General features: G+C 46.6%; 8 protein-coding genes. 3 read left to right on the forward strand and 5 right to left on the reverse strand.

Features of this window, described 5'->3' with window-relative positions; translation table 11 throughout:
- From QUA03_RS18665 to QUA03_RS18675, 3 genes are all read left to right on the forward strand, one after another.
- Positions 1–1,208: WD40 repeat domain-containing protein (locus QUA03_RS18665; protein ID WP_333213833.1), on the forward strand; the 1,208-nt coding region annotated here is incomplete at its 5' end.
- 27 nt (positions 1,209–1,235) lie between these two features.
- Complete coding sequence (locus QUA03_RS18670; RefSeq protein WP_333213835.1) at positions 1,236–4,814, forward strand: WD40 domain-containing protein; 3,579 nt, start codon at positions 1,236–1,238, stop codon at positions 4,812–4,814.
- A 27-nt stretch (positions 4,815–4,841) separates the two neighbouring features.
- Entirely contained in the window at positions 4,842–8,381 is a 3,540-nt protein-coding gene (locus tag QUA03_RS18675; RefSeq protein WP_333213837.1) for an AAA-like domain-containing protein, read from the forward strand.
- Between the two features lie 242 nt (positions 8,382–8,623).
- Here the strand turns inward: QUA03_RS18675 and QUA03_RS18680 are convergent, their stop codons facing one another.
- The 5 genes from QUA03_RS18680 to QUA03_RS18700 all read right to left on the reverse strand — a co-directional run bounded on the left by QUA03_RS18680 (position 8,624) and on the right by QUA03_RS18700 (position 19,401).
- The gene (locus tag QUA03_RS18680; RefSeq protein WP_333213839.1) at positions 8,624–11,866 is read right to left on the reverse strand and encodes a DUF4347 domain-containing protein; all 3,243 of its coding nucleotides are present in this window, start codon (positions 11,864–11,866) and stop codon (positions 8,624–8,626) included.
- A gap of 776 nt (positions 11,867–12,642) precedes the next feature.
- Positions 12,643–16,212 (reverse strand): DUF4347 domain-containing protein, encoded by a 3,570-nt coding sequence (locus QUA03_RS18685; protein WP_333213841.1) that lies wholly within the window; start codon positions 16,210–16,212, stop codon positions 12,643–12,645.
- Positions 16,213–17,148: 936 nt separating this feature from the next.
- Positions 17,149–17,643 carry a hypothetical protein gene (locus QUA03_RS18690; RefSeq protein ID WP_333213843.1) on the reverse strand — a complete coding sequence of 165 codons (495 nt, stop codon included), beginning with the start codon at positions 17,641–17,643 and terminating at the stop codon, positions 17,149–17,151.
- A 28-nt stretch (positions 17,644–17,671) separates the two neighbouring features.
- The gene (locus QUA03_RS18695) at positions 17,672–17,845 is read right to left on the reverse strand and encodes a hypothetical protein (RefSeq protein ID WP_333213845.1); all 174 of its coding nucleotides are present in this window, start codon (positions 17,843–17,845) and stop codon (positions 17,672–17,674) included.
- A gap of 68 nt (positions 17,846–17,913) precedes the next feature.
- Complete coding sequence (locus QUA03_RS18700) at positions 17,914–19,401, reverse strand: hypothetical protein (protein ID WP_333213846.1); 1,488 nt, start codon at positions 19,399–19,401, stop codon at positions 17,914–17,916.
- Between the last annotated feature and the right edge of the window lie 35 nt (positions 19,402–19,436).

Consider the following 19,436-nt stretch of genomic DNA (forward strand, 5'->3'; position numbering starts at 1 on the left):
TAAGTTTCCCACGATCCCAGACCCATGCAAATACTACCCTTGACAATTTCCCTTTTTCCTTAACTTGTCACCAATGTAACCAAATACTCAAACTCTGGAACATTGACGGCACCTTACTCACCACGATCAAAGCACATGGCAGCGCAATTAGCGATCTTTCATTTAGTCACAATGGCGAATATCTTGCATCGACTTCTTTTGATGGCACTGTTAAACTCTGGAAATTCAGTAATTCCTTGCTGACAATTCTACGGAGACATACTGCTGGCGTTTGGGGAGTAGCTTTAAGCAAAAATCAAAGATTAGTTGTTTCATCAAGTGGAAACGAGGTTTTGCTTTGGCACAGGAACCGTAACTTACTGAGGCGATTTGAGGGCCGCAACTCTGCGTTTAGTGGTGTTGATATCAGTCCCGATAGCAAAATTATTGCTGTCGCTAGTGCAGACAAATCAGTTAAACTTTGGAGTGCTGATGGCACTTTATTAAAGACTCTCCCAGGAGGAGTTGATATGAGGAGAGTTGTTTTTAGTCCTGACGGCAAAATTATAGCTTCTTCCAGTGGGGATAGAACAGTAAAACTTTGGCAGTTAGACGGAACCGAATTGACTACCCTCAGAGGACATAAAGCTGGGGTTTGGGGGGTAGCTTTTAGTCCTGATGGGAAGGTTATTGCTTCAACAAGTGGAGATAAGACAGTTAAGCTTTGGCGGCTTGATGGTAGGTTAATTAAGACCATTCAAGGTCACAGTAGTTTAGTTTTTGGTGTAGCTTTCAGCCCGGACGGCGAGGTAATTGTTTCGGCGAGTGATGACAAAACGGCTAAACTTTGGAGTCGTGATGGTAAGTTGCTACACACTCTCAAGGGACATATTTCTGGAATTTGGAGTGTGGCTTTTAGTCCTGACAATAAAACGATCGCTACAGGAGGTAGTGACGGTATGATTAAACTTTGGCAACGTGACGGCAATGAGATTACCACTTTAATTGGACATAACGCACGGGTGGGGTCTTTAGTTTTTAGTTCTGAGGGCAAAACTCTTGCTTCTGCTTCAGAGGATAAAACAGTAATTCTCTGGAATTTAGAGGAGAGTGTAGAGTTAGATCGGGTACTAGCCTCTGGATGCGATCGCGTGCGAGATTATTTGCGAACAAATGCCGACGTAAAGGAGGAGGATAGACATTTGTGCGATGCCGTGGGCGAGCGCTAAATTATCCGAAACAATTAACTATCAATTATGAAAGATTACTCTTACCACATTGGTGGCAGTCTCACAACTGATGCGCCTACCTATGTCCAACGACACGCAGATATCGAACTTTATCAAGCCTTAAAACGAGGCGAGTTTTGCTACGTCCTCAATTCGCGACAAATGGGCAAATCTTCCCTTCTTGTTCGCACCTTCCATCGACTGCAAGCCGAAGGTTTTCAATGCAGCACGATCGACATGACCCGTATCGGTAGCGAAAACATTACTCCTTTACAGTGGTATAAAGGAATTGTTGGGGATTTGTGGCGCGGCTTCCATCTTTTAGGGCAATTTAATTTAAAAACCTGGTGGCAAGAGCAAGAAGAAGTTTCTCTCCTGCAAAGATTGAGTCAATTTATTGAAGAGGTACTATTACCGAGATTTCCTAACGAGAGAATTTTTATATTTGTCGATGAAATTGATAGTATTTTAAGCTTAGATTTTCCCGTTGATGACTTTTTCGCTTTGATTCGTTATTGTTACAACCAACGAGCCATTAATCCAGAATACAACCGGATTACCTTCGCGATTTTCGGAGTAGCTGCACCCAGCGATTTAATCGCTGATAAAAATCGGACACCTTTTAATATCGGACAAGCAGTAGATTTGCCCGGTTTTTCCTTGGAAGAAGCCTCTCCTTTAACTCAAGGGTTAGAGAGTGTAGTTAGTAATGCCGAGGCAATTATGAAAGCAATATTAGCTTGGACTTCTGGGCAACCATTTCTGAGCCAAAAGCTGTGTAAATTGATAGTAAGAGCAACGCTAGAATCTCACAGTGACGTGCTGATAATTCCCCCGGGAACGGAAGGATTTTTTGTGGAATCTGTCGTGCGATCGTACATCATCCAGAATTGGGAATCTCAAGACGAACCAGAGCATTTAAAGACGATCCGCGATCGCATCCTGAGAAACGAGCAACGTGCTGGCAGACTACTAGGCATCTATCAAAAAATCTTACAAGGAGTGGAAGTACCCACCGATGACTCGCGAGAACAGGTAGAACTATTGCTGTCTGGTTTGGTAGTAAAATCTCAGGGGTTTTTACAGGTAAGAAACCAGATTTATCAAGAAGTATTTAACAAAAAATGGGTAGAAAAAAATCTCGCTTCCTTGCGTCCATATTCTCAAGCCTTTGATGCTTGGATAAATTCCAAGCAGACCGATCAATCCCGACTGTTGCGCGGACAGGCATTGAAAAATGCTCAAGCTTGGGCCCAGGGTAAAAGTTTGAGTGACTTAGATTATCAGTTTTTAGGCGCTTCTGAAGAATTAGACCGCAGAGAAATGCAGGTAGGATTGGAAGCAGAACGGGCTAAAGAAATTGAAGCCAGACTAACGGAAGAACAAAAAAGATTAGCTGTAGAGAAAAAAAGTTCTAAGCGGCAAAGATTTTTGCTTTTTGTAGTAACAATAGCATTAATTATCGCCTGTGCATTGGGGGTAGCGGTGTATTTTCAGTATCGGCAAACTGCTGTCAGCGAAATCAAAGCGATCGCCAAATCTTCCGAAGCACTATTCGCCTCCAATCAAAAACTAGACGCATTCATAGAGGCAATCAGAGGAAAGCGACAACTGCAAAAGTTAGGTGGTGTAGACCCAGAACTCGAACGCTCAGTTAAAGAAGCTCTCCATCAAGCTGTTTATGGAGCAGTTGACTATAATCATTTATCGGGGCATAACAATGTGGTGAATGATGTCACATTCAGTCCTGATGGGGAACTCATCGCCTCAGCTTCTGCCGACAAAACGATCGATCTTTGGGAAAAAGACGGTACAAAACTAGGAACGCTTCAAGGGCACAACAATGCAGTTTGGGGTGTCGTATTTAGCCCTAGAGGGGATCTAATCGCTTCGGGGTCGGGGGATAAAACCGTCAAACTTTGGCGCAAAAACAGTACAAAGTCAACCAAGGTCAAGCCGAATTATACCTTATGGCAGACCTTAAAAGGACATACCGATAATATTTCACAAGTCGCGATCGCTCCTAACAATCAAACTATTGCTTCTGCTTCTAAAGATAAAACAGTTAAACTCTGGAGTACAGACGGTAAACTGCTGAGAACTCTCACCGGACATACAGATGAAGTTAACAGCGTTGCCTTTAGCCCGGACAGTCAAACTATTGCATCTGTTTCTAAAGATCAAACCATCAAACTCTGGAATGCAGACGGTAAACTGATCAGAACCCTCACCGGACATACGGATAGAGTTATGAATGTTGCCTATGCGCCCGCAGGCTACGCCAACAGCCCTTCAGAATATCTCATTGCCTCGGCGAGTGCGGATAAAACAGTCAAACTTTGGAAGCTTGACGGAACTTTAGTCAAAACCCTAACTGGACACAGCGATGCCGTGACCAAAATCGCTTTTAACCCTCAAGGTGGTTTGCTTGCCTCGGCAAGTCTAGACAGAACAGTCAAACTGTGGCAGCTTGACGGGACTCTGGTAAAAACCCTGCTAGTTGCGAAGGATGTCGTCTCTGGATTGGCTTGGAGTCCTGACGGGAAAATCTTTGCCTCATCCAGTTGGGATGGCCCGATCGCACTCTGGAAGCTTGATGATAGTTTGCTGAAGACTCTTAACGGACATCAAGCATCAATTTACACCATAAAATTTAGTCCTGATGGTAAGACAATTGCCACCGCCAGTCGTGACAATACCGTTAAACTTTGGCGGCTTGATGGTAGCTTAATTCGCACTTTCCCTAAACAAGCTGATAAAGTTTTCGGAGTAGATTTCAGCCCAAAGGGAGACACGATTGCGACAGGTGGTTATGACAGCACTGTTCGATTGTGGCGACTAGATGGAACCTTAATCAAGACTTTTACTGGACATCAAGGTAGAGTTTTCGCGGTTGATTTCCATCCAGATGGACAGTCACTCGCCTCCGCGGGTGAGGACAAAACGGTCAAAGTCTGGAGGATTGACGGCACCCAATTAGCAACTCTCAAAGGACATACCGATCACATTAACGGAGTGGCATTTAGCCCCGATGGAAAGCTCATTGCCTCTGGTAGTGTGGACGGAACTGTCAAACTTTGGCAGTGGGATAATGCGATCGCCTCTGGAAAGCCCAGCTACAAGCTTCTACACACTTTAACAAGCCATCGCCGTCAGGTAGCGGGAGTGGCATTTAGCCCTGACGGCAAGACTCTCGCTTCAGCAGGTATGGATAGCATGGTGAGACTTTGGCGGTTGGATGGTACAGAAATTAGAGCCTTAAAGGGACACAAAAATGGGGTATTCGGAGTCGCATTTAGCCCCTATGGCAAGACTCTCGCCTCAGCAAGTTTTGACGGGACAGTTAAACTTTGGAGCTACGATGGTCAAGAGCTTGAAACCTTAAAAGGACATAGCGATGGGGTGTTCGGAGTCAGCTTTAGCCCTGATGGGAAGTTAGTCGCTTCAGCCAGTCAGGATACCACAGCAATTGTGTGGAATTTAGAGCGAATTTTCCAGCTCGATTTTCTGGAGTATGGATGCGACTGGGTGTGGGATTATCTGCAAACGAATGTCGATGTGAAGGAGGAGGATAGACATTTGTGCGATGCCGTGGGCGATCGCTAAATTATCCGAAACAATTAACTATCAATTATGAAAGATTACTCTTACCACATTGGTGGCAGTCTCACAACTGATGCGCCTACCTATGTCCAACGACAAGCAGATATCGAACTTTATCAAGCCTTAAAACGAGGCGAGTTTTGCTACGTCCTCAATTCGCGACAAATGGGCAAATCTTCCCTTCTCGTTCGCACCTTCCATCGATTGCAAGCCGAAGGATTTCAATGCAGCACGATCGACATGACCCGTATCGGTAGCGAAAACATTACTCCCTTACAGTGGTACAAAGGAATCGTTGGGGATTTATGGCGTGGCTTCCATCTTTTAGGGCAATTAAACTTAAAAACTTGGTGGAAAGAACAAGAAGAAGTTTCTCTCCTGCAAAGATTGAGTCAATTTATTGAAGAGATTTTATTGGTTCAATTTCCGAACGAGCGAATTTTTATATTTGTCGATGAGATTGATAGTATTTTAAGTTTAGATTTTCCCGTCGATGACTTTTTTGCCTTGATTCGTTATTGTTACAACCAACGAGCCATTAATCCAGAATACAACCGGATTACCTTCGCGATTTTCGGAGTAGCTACACCCAGTGATTTAATCGCCGATAAAAATCGGACACCTTTTAATATCGGACAAGCGATCGATTTGTCAGGATTTAGCTTAGAAGAAGCGCAACCATTAGCGAAAGGGTTAGAAAATGTCATAGCCAATCCGCAAGCAGTTCTCAAAAAAATCTTAGATTGGACTGGAGGACAGCCGTTTTTAACGCAAAAAATATGTGAATTAGTTGTAAAAATGGCGCGGAAATCCCACACGGGTGATTTAAAAATACCGGGAACCGAGGGATTTTTTGTGGAATCATTGGTGAGAGAAAACATCATTAATAAATGGGAATCGCAAGATGAGCCAGAGCATTTAAAGACAATCCGCGATCGCATCATTCGCAACGAACAACTCACTGCACGTAGCTTAGGTATCTATCAAAACCTCTTACAATGTGGTGGACTTGAAGCGGATGATAGTCGAGAGCAGATCGAACTGCTGCTATCAGGTTTGGTAGTAAAACAACAAGGTTTGTTGAAGGTAAGAAACCAGATTTATCAAGAAGTCTTTAACCTGCAATGGGTAGAAAAACAGTTAGGGCAACTGCGTCCTTATTCCCAAGCTTTCAACGCTTGGATCGCTTCAAAACAAACCGATGAATCGCGATTGTTGCGCGGACAATCGTTAAAAGACGCTTCCTACTGGGCCCAGGGAAAAAGTTTGAGCGATTTGGATTATCACTTTTTAGCCGCTTCTGGCGAATTAGACAGGCTGGAAGTGCAGCAAGCGCTGGAAGCAGCGAGGCTCAGAGAAGTTGAAGCCAGACTCACAGAAGAACGCAAGCGGTTAGTTTTAGAGCGAGAGACGGCAAAGCGACAGCGGAGGTTTATTGGAGCGCTAAGTGGAGCACTGATAGTTGCGATCGCCTCCAGCATCCTCGCCCTCTGGCAATATCATCAAGCCGTTACGAGCGAAATTCAAGCCCTCACCTCCTCATCCTCCGGGCAATTCGCCTCCCAACAGCGATTAGATGCTCTCGTGACTGCCATCAAAGCCAGACGCAGACTCGATAGTTTCCCTAATTCCAGCCTTCAATTGCAATCTCAAGTTCAGCAAGTGCTGCAACAAGCCATCTACGGAACGACAGAATTCAATCGCCTGTCGGGGCATCCCAGTGCAGTTCTGGGACTTGATGCCAGTCCTGACGGTCAACTGATCGCGACAGCCAGCAACGACCAAACTGTCAAGCTTTGGCAGCTTGATGGCACCCTACTGCACACCCTGCAACACAAAGGCACCGTCCACGCTGTCAGTTTTAGTTCTGACAGCCAGCGCGTCGTCACAGCCAGCTTGGACGGCAGCATTTATGTGTGGAATCGGCAAGGCAAGCTGCTCAAAACCTTTGAGGGACACGGTGCTGCGATTTGGGGAATTGCCGTCAGTCCTGATGTGCAGCGCATCGCCTCTGCCAGTGAAGACAGTACCATTCGCCTGTGGAGCATGGATGGCAAACTGCTTAAAACCCTAAGCGGACATCAAAGCGGGGTTTGGGGTGTTGCTTTTAGTCCTGATGGAAACCAGCTTGCTTCTAGCAGCGCGGACGGTACGGTCAAGGTCTGGACTTTGGATGGCAAACTGGTGAAAACCATAGAAGGTCACAGCGCCACTGTTTGGGACGTTAAATTCGTCTTACTTGGCGATAATAGTGGCAAAAAACGTCCCGTCATCGTCTCTGCCAGTGCTGACAACACGATTAAAATTTGGCAACCCGACGGAACGCTGCTCAAAACTCTCATAGGGCACAATTCGGAAGTGTTTGAAGTTGCTGTAAACACAGCAGGCGATGCGATCGCTTCCGCCAGTGCCGACCAAACCATAAACCTTTGGAAGTCAGACGGGACACTGTTAAAAACCCTTAAAGGGCATCAATCTGGAATTCGCGGGCTTGCCTTTATTCCCAACAGTCAAATGATTGTTTCCGGCAGTGACGACACTACTGCCCGACTCTGGAACCTGACCAACCCCTTCTCAAAAGTCCTTTACGGACATAGCAGCACCATTTGGGATATCGATTTCAGCCCAGACGGTCAGATGTTAGCTTCAGCGAGTTCAGATCGAACCTTTAAAGTGTGGGCGCGAGACGGTAGATTGCTAAAGTCTTTTGCCGGAAAGCAGGCTGCGTTTTACTCCGTTTCTTTCCTGTGGGGTGCTAGCTTTGCCCACCCTGCCAACACACCTAACCTGGCTTCCTCCAGTGAAGATAAAACGATTCAATTCTGGCAGTTTGACCGCACGTTGCTAAAAACAATAAAAGGACATGAGGCGGGAGTTTGGGATATTTCCCCAAGTCCAGACGGTCAACTACTCGCTTCTGCCAGCGATGATAAAACCATAAAACTGTGGAAGCCTGACGGTACTTTCCTGAGAACGCTCACAGGACATCAGGCAAGGGTTTACGATGTGGACTTTACCCCCGACGGAAAACAGTTAGTTTCCGTTAGTGAAGATGCGACAGTTCGGTTGTGGAGTTTGGACGGTAAATTTTCCAAGCCTTTGAAAGGTCATCGCAGTGGAGTTTGGGAAGTTGCTATAAGTCCAGACGGCCGCACATTGGCAACTGCCAGCATGGATGACACGATTAAACTCTGGACAGGCGATGGCACGTTGATCAAAACCCTCAATGGAAATACTAGAGGCATGATGGCGGTTGATTTTAGTCCAAACGGTCAAATGCTGGTGGGGGGAGGCGCAACTGGTGAACTCAAACTCTGGAAAACAGACGGGACAGAAATAACGACACTAACCGGACATGAAGGGAACGTTTGGGGAGTTGCGTTTAGCCCCGATGGCAAACTCATTGCCTCCGCCGGGGACGATCGCACTGTGATTTTGTGGGATCTAGAGCGTATTCTCAAACTCGATGAACTCGGTTATGCGTGCGATCGCGTGGGGGATTATCTGCGAACCAATGCGGAAGTTAAGGAGGAGGACAGACATTTGTGCGATCGTATTAAAACGGAATAATATCAAGTCCGCTTTATTAGGAAAAACAGATTAATATGTGTGGCTATAGCATCAGAATATTAGAGGATATTTATCATACTTGGCTACTTTTTATTGGAAGATGCTATAATACCAAATCCGGATTAAATACTCTTTTTATCTCACTCTGCGGACTCAGACTTCGTTTGTTTAGTAGCGGTTTTAACCGCCGAAGGATACGCAGAATGATCGAGGGTATAGACAAACCGGATTTAGTATAATAATTACAGAGTAATGAAATCGTTAGCAGTGAGAATACCGGGGGTAATATTGTTAAGCTTCGCCAACAATTGATTGGTTCCCGTCACCGTAATCAAAGTTTGATTGTTGCTGGAAGTAATACTGAGTTGATTAAAACTCAAATCAGAATTCAACCCAATTAAATCCTCTCCCCTGCGGAAATCATTAATGATGTCGCTACCCGAACTTTGATTGAGGAAAAACACATCATTTCCCGAACCTCCCGTCAATGTATCGTCCCCAACATCCCCGGAAAGGAAATCTGCACCGCTGCCACCACTGAGAATATCATTACCTTTGCCCCCGTAAAGCGTATCGTTACCGATGTCACCACAGATCACATCGTTTTCATTGCCGCCCAACAGCAAGTCGTTGCCCTCACCGCCATCGAGACTGTCGTTTTCTTTGCCGCCGTACAGGGTATCGTTACCGATGTCGCCAAAAATTAGGTCTCCACCTTCATTGCCAAAAGCAATATCGTTGCCATTTCCGGCATTAATTGTGTCATTTCCTAAGTTGCCTAAAATGTAGTCGTCACCATCTTCACCCAGCAAGATATCGTCATCTTTGCCGCCGAAAATGCTGTCGTTGCCAATGCCGCCGGCAACTGTATCATTTCCTAAATCTCCCCTCAACAAGTCGTCGCCCTCACCACCGACAACAGTGTCATTATCCTTGCCAGCGTAGATGGTATCGTTGCCAGCGTCGCCAGAGATGAAATCGCTGCCTTCATTACCGAATATTGAGTCGTTATCTGCGCCGCCGTCAATGTTGTCATTGCCGCCCATGCCGTAGAGAGTATCGTTGCCGGTAAGTCCGTTAATTGAATCGTTGATGACACCGCCCATGATGAAGTCGGTAGTGTCGCCGCCGTTGATAGTTTGTTGGACGGGGTTGGGGGTGATGGTGGCCGGATCTAGTTGCGGAGGGTTGAGGCTATCGAGTAGGCAATCATCTACGGCCGGAGTTGGCGTGGGAGTTGGTGTCGGTTCGGGTGTGGGCGTGGGAGTTGGTTCGGGTGTGGGCGTGGGCGTTGGTTCGGGTGTGGGAGTCGGAGTCGGTTCGGGTGTGGGAGTCGGAGTGGGAGTTGGAGTTGGAGTCGGCGTCGGAGTCGGTGTGGGAGTTGGGGTGGGCGTGACTGTAGGATTAAATTCGTAAGCGCCAATATCAACGATCGCACTTCCGTTATTATCACCATCTTGAGGGCGACTCACACCGCGCTGATCTGCCGCCGGCGCGCCCGCACCAGTACCGGTATCAATTGCCGGACTTCCTACTAGCAGTGGCAGCACGAAAGCGCCGTTAATATTTTCCAACTGGCCGAGTAAGGGATCGGCGATCGTCACATTCGCCGTAACATTACTATCATTAGGATCTCCGGTCGTCAGTTTAGCGGGAAATTGAAGATTGTTTCCCCCATCGATGAGCTCCCGTCCAGTGTGCTGCCTAGTTTTAAAAGAATTACTTGCCGTATTCCTATCAAAAATCGAATTCTTGACAGTAATTGGCGATTTCACAGGATCGTTAAAAGTAGCAATACCTCCCGAAAATTCAGCGGTATTCTTAGCAAAAGTCGAATTAACGATGTTAGTCGAAAAGGAATCTCTGTTAGCGACAACCATTCCTCCGCCCTGCTTAGCAGCGCTGTTGCCGGAAAAGGTACTGTTGACAACGCTGATATTTCCATTCCCTCCTGCCCACAAACCGCCTCCATTATCTTCAGCTTGGTTATTAGCGAAAGTGGAGTTTGTTACAGTAAGATCCACATTTCCGTGACGAATTGCGCCTCCGGAACCTCCAACTCCTGCTAGATCCTTAACAGCTTTATTGTTAACAAACGTGCTATTTTCCAAAACTATCTTATCTTGAAGATAGCCAAATAAAAATCCCGCTCCTCCTTCTCTCGCTCCGATATTGCCATCAAAAACGCTGTTGCGGATAGCAATAGTTCCGGCAACGGGGCCGGGGGTTGCATTCGGCCCCGAAGCATTAGCGCCATCGACGTAAACTGCCCCGCCAACGCCTTTCTCTGTGCGGTTGCCGATGAATTTAGAGTTTTCGATCGTCATGCTACCCAACAGGTTATTAACAGCTCCGCCGTAGCTGCCTTTGTTGTTGGTAAATTCGCTATCTCTGATAGTCAGAACACCGCCGCTTTTAGTTGCGATCGCGCCGCCACCACGTTCGGTATTATCCGCGAATGAACCATCATTGCCACTAAACTTGCTGTTAATTACAGTCGTCGTGCTGCGGAAACCCGTGTAAATGCCGCCACCAAAACCAGCAACATTATTATTGACTTGGCTATTTTCTAAAGTTAAAGTGCTGCTACCTCCTGTTTGAATGCCACCACCGGCGCTAGTTGCCTCATTATTCTGATCGGTTCCAGAAACTTTGCCGTTGGCAATAATCAGGTTTTTTAGAGTAACATTTGTTGCACTCTCTGTGCGGATTACCCGCGAAGTATTATTGCCACTGATGGTTAAATTGGCTGCATCAACTGCATCAATTGTCAAGTTTTTGTTGATAACAAGTTGACCATTCGTGAGGGTAATTGTTTGGCCCGCAAGAGTCGAGGCAAATTGAATGGTATCGCCGGCTGCTGCGGAGGCGATCGCATCTCTCAAGGAACCGGGCCCGCTATCATTATTGTTAGTAACGGTAATCGTCGCTAAAGTCCCTTGATAATTCGCCATTGCCTCTGGAGTCAAGGCTAGCGGTGCTTCAATATCACCCTTGGCAAACTCCAAATTCCAGTTACCTCCGAGACCAGTGCGATCGCTAGATGCCGCAATATCAGCCCCGGTTAACTCGCCCAGGCGATCGACAAAATCGCTTCCCGAACCCGCAGCAACATCGCAACCGTAAAGGACAATATCTGCTTTGTCGCTCAACGCATTTCGCCACCCTTGCAACTGGCTTTCATATTGCGATAAATTATCCAAATTCAACGTCGTAGAACCTAGCTGCAAGCTGCCAGAATTGCCGTGAGAAAAAACGTGAACTTGATCTACAGTTTCCCCCGCAGCAGAAATTGTTTGCAGTTTCGCAGTAATTTGCTCGACTCCGTTACCATTTTTATCTAAAATGATGATCTCTGCACCGGGAAGCAGGCCACCCGTAAGAGTTTGATAGTCATCTAACTCGGAATCAATGAAGACAATAGATTTAGAACGAGAATTGCGGCTCGCAGATTGTGAATCAATACTGGCAAAAGTTGAGTTCATTTCGCATACCCTATGAGAATGTTTGCTATTTGCTGGTAGATTCACCTTGAAAGCAGAAGGCTAGAGATACAAAAGGCAGAAGGCAGAATTAAAACCTCGGTGATCCATCGGGGAGATTAAAGTTTAGGGAAAAACTTTAATTTTATCCCTAAGTTAAATCCGAGACTGGTCTCCATAATCAGTTTAATCTGGGTGAAAATTGAGATTTTTTTAGCAATTAAATGCAGCAGAGGATGTAATGTAAATAGTCGGACACGGGGAACCTCTATATGTAGATTTGCCATGCACGTCCTTAGCCAGATAAGTAGTGCATCAAACCATTGGGAAGCCTTGGTCAGGTAAAATCCAGAAAAGATTTTCTGGACTTCGGACTTCCTGAGAATTGCTCTAGCTAGTACCTGATACATTCACATTAGATAAAACCAGGAAAATTTCCTAAAATTTTGATTAATTTAACTTTTTTACTATCTGGAAAAAAGTTCCCAAAAATCTGAGATTTAGTGTTGAGAAAGCTGGCTTTATTCGGGCGCTACTTATGGCTAGCCAGCTCAGGATTGCAATAGACGGATGTGCCTCATTCTAGGTGTGGGCGATCGGCAATAAACAAGATTTATTACCGATCGCAGTTGAAAAGAATCAGATCGCTCCTATTCGTTGGCGTAGCCCCCCTAGGGGCGGGCTGCGCTAACGTCATCCACCAAATTTCAGGAGTTTGAGAGCTATCTTCACCACTTCTAAGCGGGCTGGCTGCTTATAGCGCACCCTACCCCAGGCAGTTAGATTGTTACCTGAGTGAAATCGCTAGCAGTGAGAATACCGGGGGTAATATTGTTAAGCTTCGCCAACAATTGATTGGTGTCCGTCACAGTAATCAAAGTTTGATTGTTGCTGGAAGTAATACTGAGTTGATTGAAACTCAAACCAGAATTCAACCCAATTAAATCCTCTCCCTTGCGGAAATCATTAATGATGTCGCTACCCGAACTTTGATTGAGGAAAAACACATCATTTCCCGAACCACCAGTCAAAGTATCGTCCCCCATATCCCCGGAAAGGAAATCGTCCCCAGCACCGCCGCTGAGAATATCATTACCCTTACCGCCGTAAAGCGTATCGTTATCGGTGTCGCCGAACAGCACATCGTTTTCATTGCCGCCCAAGAGCAAGTCGTTGCCCTCACCGCCATCGAGACTGTCGTTTTCTTTGCCGCCGTACAGGGTATCATTTCCAAAATCGCCAAAAATCAGGTCTCCACCTTCATTGCCAAAGGCAATATCGTTGCCGTTTCCAGCATTAATTGTGTCATTTCCTAAGTTGCCTAAAATGTAGTCGTCGCCATCTTCACCGAGTAAGATATCGTCATCTTTGCCACCAAAAAGCGTGTCGTTGCCACCGCCGCCGGCAACTGTATCATTTCCTAAATCTCCCCTCAAAAAGTCGTCGCCCTCACCACCAACAACAGTGTCATTATCTTTGCCAGCGTAGATGGTATCGTTGCCAGCGTCGCCAGAGATGAAATCGCTGCCTTGATTGCCGAAGATTAAGTCGTTATCTGCGCCGCCGTCAATGTTGTCATTGCCGCCCATGCCGTAGAGAGTATCGTTGGTGGCTTGTCCGTTAATTGACTCGTTGATGACACCGCCCATGATGAAATCGGCACCCTCGCCGCCGTTAATAGTTTGTTGGACGGGGTTGGGGGTGATGGTGGCAGGATCTAGTTGCGGGGCGTTGAGGCTATCGAGTAGGGAATCATCCGAGGCCGGAGTTGGAGTCGGTGCGGGAGTTGGTGTTGGCGGCGGAGTCGGTGCGGGAGTTGGTGTTGGCACCGGTTCGGGCGTGGGAGTTGGCACCGGTTCGGGCGTGGGAGTTGGCGCCGGTTCGGGCGTGGGAGTTGGCACCGGTTCGGGCGTGGGAGTTGGCGCCGGCGCGGGCGTGGGAGTTGGCACCGGTTCGGGCGTGGGAGTTGGCGCCGGCGCGGGTGTGGGAGTTGGCGCCGGCGCGGGTGTGGGAGTTGGCGCCGGCGCGGGTGTGGGAGTTGGCGCCGGAGTCGGAGTCTCAGTCGGGACCGGCGCGGGTGTGGGAGTTGGCGCTGGCGCGGGTGTGGGAGTTGGGACCGGCGCGGGTGTGGGAGTTGGCGCTGGCGCGGGTGTGGGAGTTGGGGCCGGCGCGGGTGTGGGAGTTGGGGCCGGCGCGGGTGTGGGAGTTGGGGCCGGCGCGGGTGTGGGAGTTGGCGCTGGGACGACACTACCTCCCAATTCAAAAGAGCCGCTGTCCACGATCGCACCTGGAATGCTGTCGCCATCTTGAGGGCGAGTCACGCCGCGCTGATCCGTAGTGGGTGCGTCGGTGGCAATCCCTTTATCAATTGCCGGACTTCCTATCAGCAGCGGCCTGACTAAAGCGCCGTTGAGGGTTTGCAAAGGGCCAAGTAAGGGGTCTGCGATCGTCACACTTGTCGTCACCTTGGTATCGGTGTCAATCAGCGGCCACTGAAAATTCCCTCCTTGATCGCTATATTGGGCGGTGGCGTGTTGCTGAATGCCCCAAGGGTTTCCTCCGTTAGCCGCTGTATTGTTGGAAAGAATCGTGTTTTTGAGGGTGACATTATTGGCATCGGCGAAGATACCTCCACCAACCCAGCCGGCAGAATTATCGGCGATCGTCGTGTTGAGAATGGTTGTGGGTGCACCAAGAGTCATTGCACCGCCGAGTTTGTTGAAATCACCAGCAGCAAACGCCGTGGAGTTGCCAGAAAAGGTACTGTTAGTAATCGTAGCAGGGGCATTGCGTGTCCACAGGCCACCACCTTGATTGCCGGCTTTGTTGCCCGCAAAGGTGGTGTTGGTAATGGTCAATCCCTGGTTGGTGTTGTCGCTCAAAATTGTTACCCCACCACCGTTTCCAGGATTTCCACCGGGTAGCGCCAGAATTTCGTTATTTTGGAAGGTGCTCTTTTCCAAAATAACGTTGTCTTGGCTGCCGGTGAACAGATAAGCTGCGCCTCCTTCACCTCGACCTTTATTGTCTTGAAATACGCTATTGGTAATCTTAATTGTGCCGGAAGCTTCGCTGGGATTGCTGGCTCTGTCTGTGTAAACTGCGCCGCCAAAACCCCTTAAAAACGGATTATCTTGGCCTGTTGCGTAAACGGCTGCGGTGGTATCGTTGCCGATGAATCGGGAGTTGTCAATTGTCAGCTTACCTTGAAGGCTGTTAATTGCCCCGCCGTTAATTCCTTTGTTGTTGGTGAAGTCGCTGTTGGTGACTGTAAAAGTTTTGAAACTCAAAAAGCCGATCGCACCTGCACCGCGCTCATCGTTTGCTGCGGTGGCCACGTTGCCGTTGAATTTACTGTTGGTAACAGTCAGGGTATTGTTGAAATTACCGAAAATTGCGCCACCGCCTTGATCGGCGACGTTGTTGTTGAACTGAACGTTTTCTACTGTGAGGTTTACTTCGTCGGTTGTGCCGATCGCGCCACCTCGATCGGTAGTTTTGCCGTTAGTAATAATGAGGTTTTTGACCTCAAAATTAGTAGCAGTTGCAACGTTGGCGTTGACAAAGAAAGCGCGGGATGCGTTGTTACCACTGATAGTTAAACCGGGTGCGGCAGCGCCGTCAATCGTGATGTTTTTGCCAACGGGAATATCGAGTTGACCGCTGGTGAGGGTAATGGTTTGGCTGGCTAAACCTGGAGCGAAGGTAATTGTATCCCCTGCAACAGCGGTGGCGATCGCAGCCCTTAATGAACCGGGCCCGCTATCGCTATTGTTGGCTACTACGATCGTAGCTAAATCACCTTGGTAACTTGCCATCGCCTCTGGCTGCAAGGCTAAGGGAGATTCAATTTGACCAGAGGCAAATTCTAAATTCCAGTCGCCGTTGCTGCCGGTTATGTTGGTAGATGCCGCAACATCAGCTCCGGTTAATTGACTGAATCGATCTACGAAATTAGCACCTGTACCGGCGGCTACATCGCAGCCGTACAGCATGATGTCTGCTTGTGGGGCTAGTGAAGTTTGCCACTTTTCCAACTGGCTTTTGTATTGCTCTATGTTATCTGAACCCAGAGCGGTATTGCCTAATTGTAGGCTGCCAGAGCTGCCGTGAGAAATAATGTGAACCGAGTCTATCGCCCCGTTAGTAGAGGCATATTTTTCCATCTCGGAGGTGATTTGTTCGATGCCGTTTTTGGTGCGATCGAGTATTACTACCTGCTGTCCCGGCAGCACTCCCGCTGTAAGTGACTCGTAATCTTCCACGCCGGAGTCAATGAAGACTAAGGAGCGCAGTGGCACTTTTTCAAAAGCAGATTGTGAGTTAACTTGAGCGAATGTAGAACTCATATTGGAGACTCCATTAAGGGCATTATTAGTAGATACACCCAGGAGTAATCTCATCAGACTTATTTGATTATATCTTAACACCTAATTTGGAGATGGCGTCATTTTAAAAATATTTTTGTTTATTTATTTTGAGCCACATTTACCTTTTCTCCATTGACCATAATGAAAATTATTACCTCTACCGATGGGAAGATATTACAACATTTATATTGCAGATTTAAATAAATCAATATAGGTGGTACTATCAAATTTTTGCGACATTATTTTGCTAAAAGTAGTCTGCTTTCAGGTAGTCGGAAAGGGTGGAGGTAATTTCCCCCAGAATAACTCCTCTTAATTATATTGAGTAGTTTTTATTTGATTGTGATATTTTACGTATAGGCACAATGCACTAGAGTTTCCCTAGCTGTATTTCATCCAAGGGAAAACAGAATTATGTAGATTTTGAAGAATTCTATATGCTTTGAAGCTGCTAGGTTGGCGGTACACCCAAATACTGATTACCAGGAAGTTTGGTTGCATTTACTAACAGTCAATCGATTTTAGATTTTAGATTTTAGATTTTAGATTTTAGATTTTAGATTTGAAGCATTGACACCACGGATAAATTCGGGGGCAAGTTTCATCGGGTACAGATTTTTTATTTCTGGACGGATCAATTCGGGGGCTTGTATCCTGGATGCTTGCGGTCAAAACGATTTAATATTAAGTGGAACCTCTGGCTGGAAATCAATTGGCTTATGGGGTGCTACCGACACTGTGAGGACTGCCATCCTCACTGCAAAAGTGATGCAAGTTATTCAGCGCGAATTGAGATGATTGTAGATTGAGTCATATCAAATCGTTGATTGCGATCGCGCCTGGCTCCCTAATTAAAATTGTATTCGGGTTCAGTCGCCCTCGGTAGGTTCGATACCCTCCATTAAATTACTCTCCTTAATTAGCAAACAGTCGATCGCTCCCACCGCCGTTGCTGAGTGTATCACTATATCGATCGGCATAACACGAACCAAGTCTGTTGCTGGGAGTCATAGAGGTATGCGATTTTGGCAATTGACTTTTGTATGGTTCTAGGTAATCTGAACTGAGGATAACAAAGCCTAATTGCACTTGGATCGAGCTGCCGCCAGAAGTCGAGCCAACTTTGTCAATCTCTCTAAGGATAGAGGCAGATGTTTGAAGTGCGGAGGTCATTTTCTCAATGCACTCAGATTCCCCAGCCAAAATTCTGGAAACAAAATATCCACATTCATTGATGCTGGAGCCCTTGACTACAAAGCTTTGGGATGGGGAATCTCCGTATTCCGAGGCGGGAGTCGTTTCCCTGAAAGAAGTTAAAATATTCCGTCCTCCAAAAGTGTGTTTAGCGGTAGATACAGCCTTGGAGTCAGAGCTTCTGAAACTGCCAGCGACCTTGTTTATTTCGCCCATTCTTATTTAACCTATCTATTAGTGTCCCCTATTTCTGCAGCACTGCCATCCGCGATCGCACGGAATTTATATTCTGCGTGTTTTCCCTGACTTCCGCCAAACGCCAAATTACCGATCGATCCGGTATCCTATCCGTGATCCCACTTTCACAAAAGAATCCCACCGTAAGCCGATGCTTCAAACCTCGATAGTCTTGAGTCATTTGCCCATCTAAAATCTAAAATCTAAAAAGGTATGACACTTAGTAGATTAGCCTGGCAACTGCACCGCTCAAGATTCTGTGGAAGATGGCGGTTTTTTCCCTGCATTGCGAATATTAATAATCTTGTTGAGCGCCTCAAACCAAAAAGCAGCCCCCATAGAAATAGCTACGCCGCTCAATATCCAACCAAACAATTTGGAAATCAAAGCCAGCCACAATACATTCCCCTGCTTATCTCGTTCTAAGCTGTTCTGTTCGCTCCATCCAAAAGGCAGGGCTACCTCATCCAAAGCTATATCTACATCCTTTTGAACTTTTCTCAGACTTGTTAAATTATCTAATTTAGTCTTAGCATTTTTTTCCACCAACTGCTCAGCGTACACATTAACAGTCGATCGCAACATCGAATCCTTCGACAACCGATTAATAATATGAATGCTATCAGCATTAGCAGCGACAGCGATCGCAGTTCCGAGCAAAATCGCAACCCCTCTAGCATTCCGCTTGTAAACACCAGAAGCACGCTCCATCGATTGGTCAAACCAAATTTCGATTTCTTTCTGAAACCGCTCCAACTGCTCTTGAGTATCTCCGCTGCCTTTTTCAGCGCGCTGCGCTAAAATATAAAGGCTGCGTTTCAAAGATTCTGGCATACGGTCCAAGGTTTCTTGAATTTGTTGATAAATCGGACTTTCCTCTTTGAGTTCCATAATTTCTGCTGCCGACTCTTGACTTTTTTTAACAGTATTTAACAGATTGCTAAAACTCGGTTGCAGTTGCCCCAGCAGCGCCACCCGCTCAATTTTGCTATCAAAACGAGCCTTGACAAATGCCATCTGCCTCTGAAATTCTCTCCCTCCCTGCTCGGTTTCTGGTAGATAAACCTGAGAATCCTTAATATAAAATTCTAGCTTTTCCGACATTCGATCTAAGCTGTTGTTCAAACTTGCTAAATTGTTTTGATAATCTTCAACAACTCGATTGAACTCCGCAGTCAGCCACCTAAATTCTTGCTCAATAATCGGTTGAGTAGCATCCGGTAAACTCAGATTCGCTCCAATCTGTTGAATTTGTGCCAACTGTAAATCTTTAAATCTTTCCAATCGGGTTTTAGAGATAGAGCTGAGCAAACTAGAAACCTTTAAAGTCTCCAAAAGACTAGCAGAAAAACACTCGGCTGGAATATAAGAAGGCCCACTGAATTTATTGCCGAAAACATTTTTAGTACCCGTAATTCCGTGGTACAAATCCCCCAGGCGGTGCGTAACAGAGCGAAATCCCTCTGATAACAGCCCTTTCGCTCCCTGATTCAAATCTTTGATAATCGGATTGGCGTAAATCGAATGGGCTAACTGTCCGACTCGCTTAAATTGCAGGGGATCTTTCGCACCTTCGCTGCCTCCTGAAATCAGCACTTCGATCGACTTCTTTAAATGTTCCGCCCGCCACTGCCAAACAGTAGCAATCAGTTCCTGAATTTCCGAAGCTAGCAAGCTTAAAGTCAGGTAGATAAATACTAAGCCAATGATAATATCTATAATTACAGGCAAGTTCATGGTATTTTCCTAGTTGCAAATAACTGCTGTCTAAG

The organism is Microcoleus sp. S36b_A4 (genome assembly GCF_036700645.1).
In the GTDB taxonomy this organism is placed as follows: domain Bacteria; phylum Cyanobacteriota; class Cyanobacteriia; order Cyanobacteriales; family Microcoleaceae; genus Microcoleus.

What these genes read in the sequence shown, in the direction of transcription:
- QUA03_RS18670 (WP_333213835.1), top strand. Translation starts at nt 1,236, where the DNA reads ATGAAAGATTACTCTTACCACATTGGTGGCAGTCTCACAACTGATGCG.
- QUA03_RS18675 (WP_333213837.1), top strand. Translation starts at nt 4,842, where the DNA reads ATGAAAGATTACTCTTACCACATTGGTGGCAGTCTCACAACTGATGCG.
- QUA03_RS18680 (WP_333213839.1), bottom strand. Translation starts at nt 11,866, where the DNA reads ATGAACTCAACTTTTGCCAGTATTGATTCACAATCTGCGAGCCGCAAT.
- QUA03_RS18685 (WP_333213841.1), bottom strand. Translation starts at nt 16,212, where the DNA reads ATGAGTTCTACATTCGCTCAAGTTAACTCACAATCTGCTTTTGAAAAA.
- QUA03_RS18690 (WP_333213843.1), bottom strand. Translation starts at nt 17,643, where the DNA reads ATGGGCGAAATAAACAAGGTCGCTGGCAGTTTCAGAAGCTCTGACTCC.
- QUA03_RS18695 (WP_333213845.1), bottom strand. Translation starts at nt 17,845, where the DNA reads ATGACTCAAGACTATCGAGGTTTGAAGCATCGGCTTACGGTGGGATTC.
- QUA03_RS18700 (WP_333213846.1), bottom strand. Translation starts at nt 19,401, where the DNA reads ATGAACTTGCCTGTAATTATAGATATTATCATTGGCTTAGTATTTATC.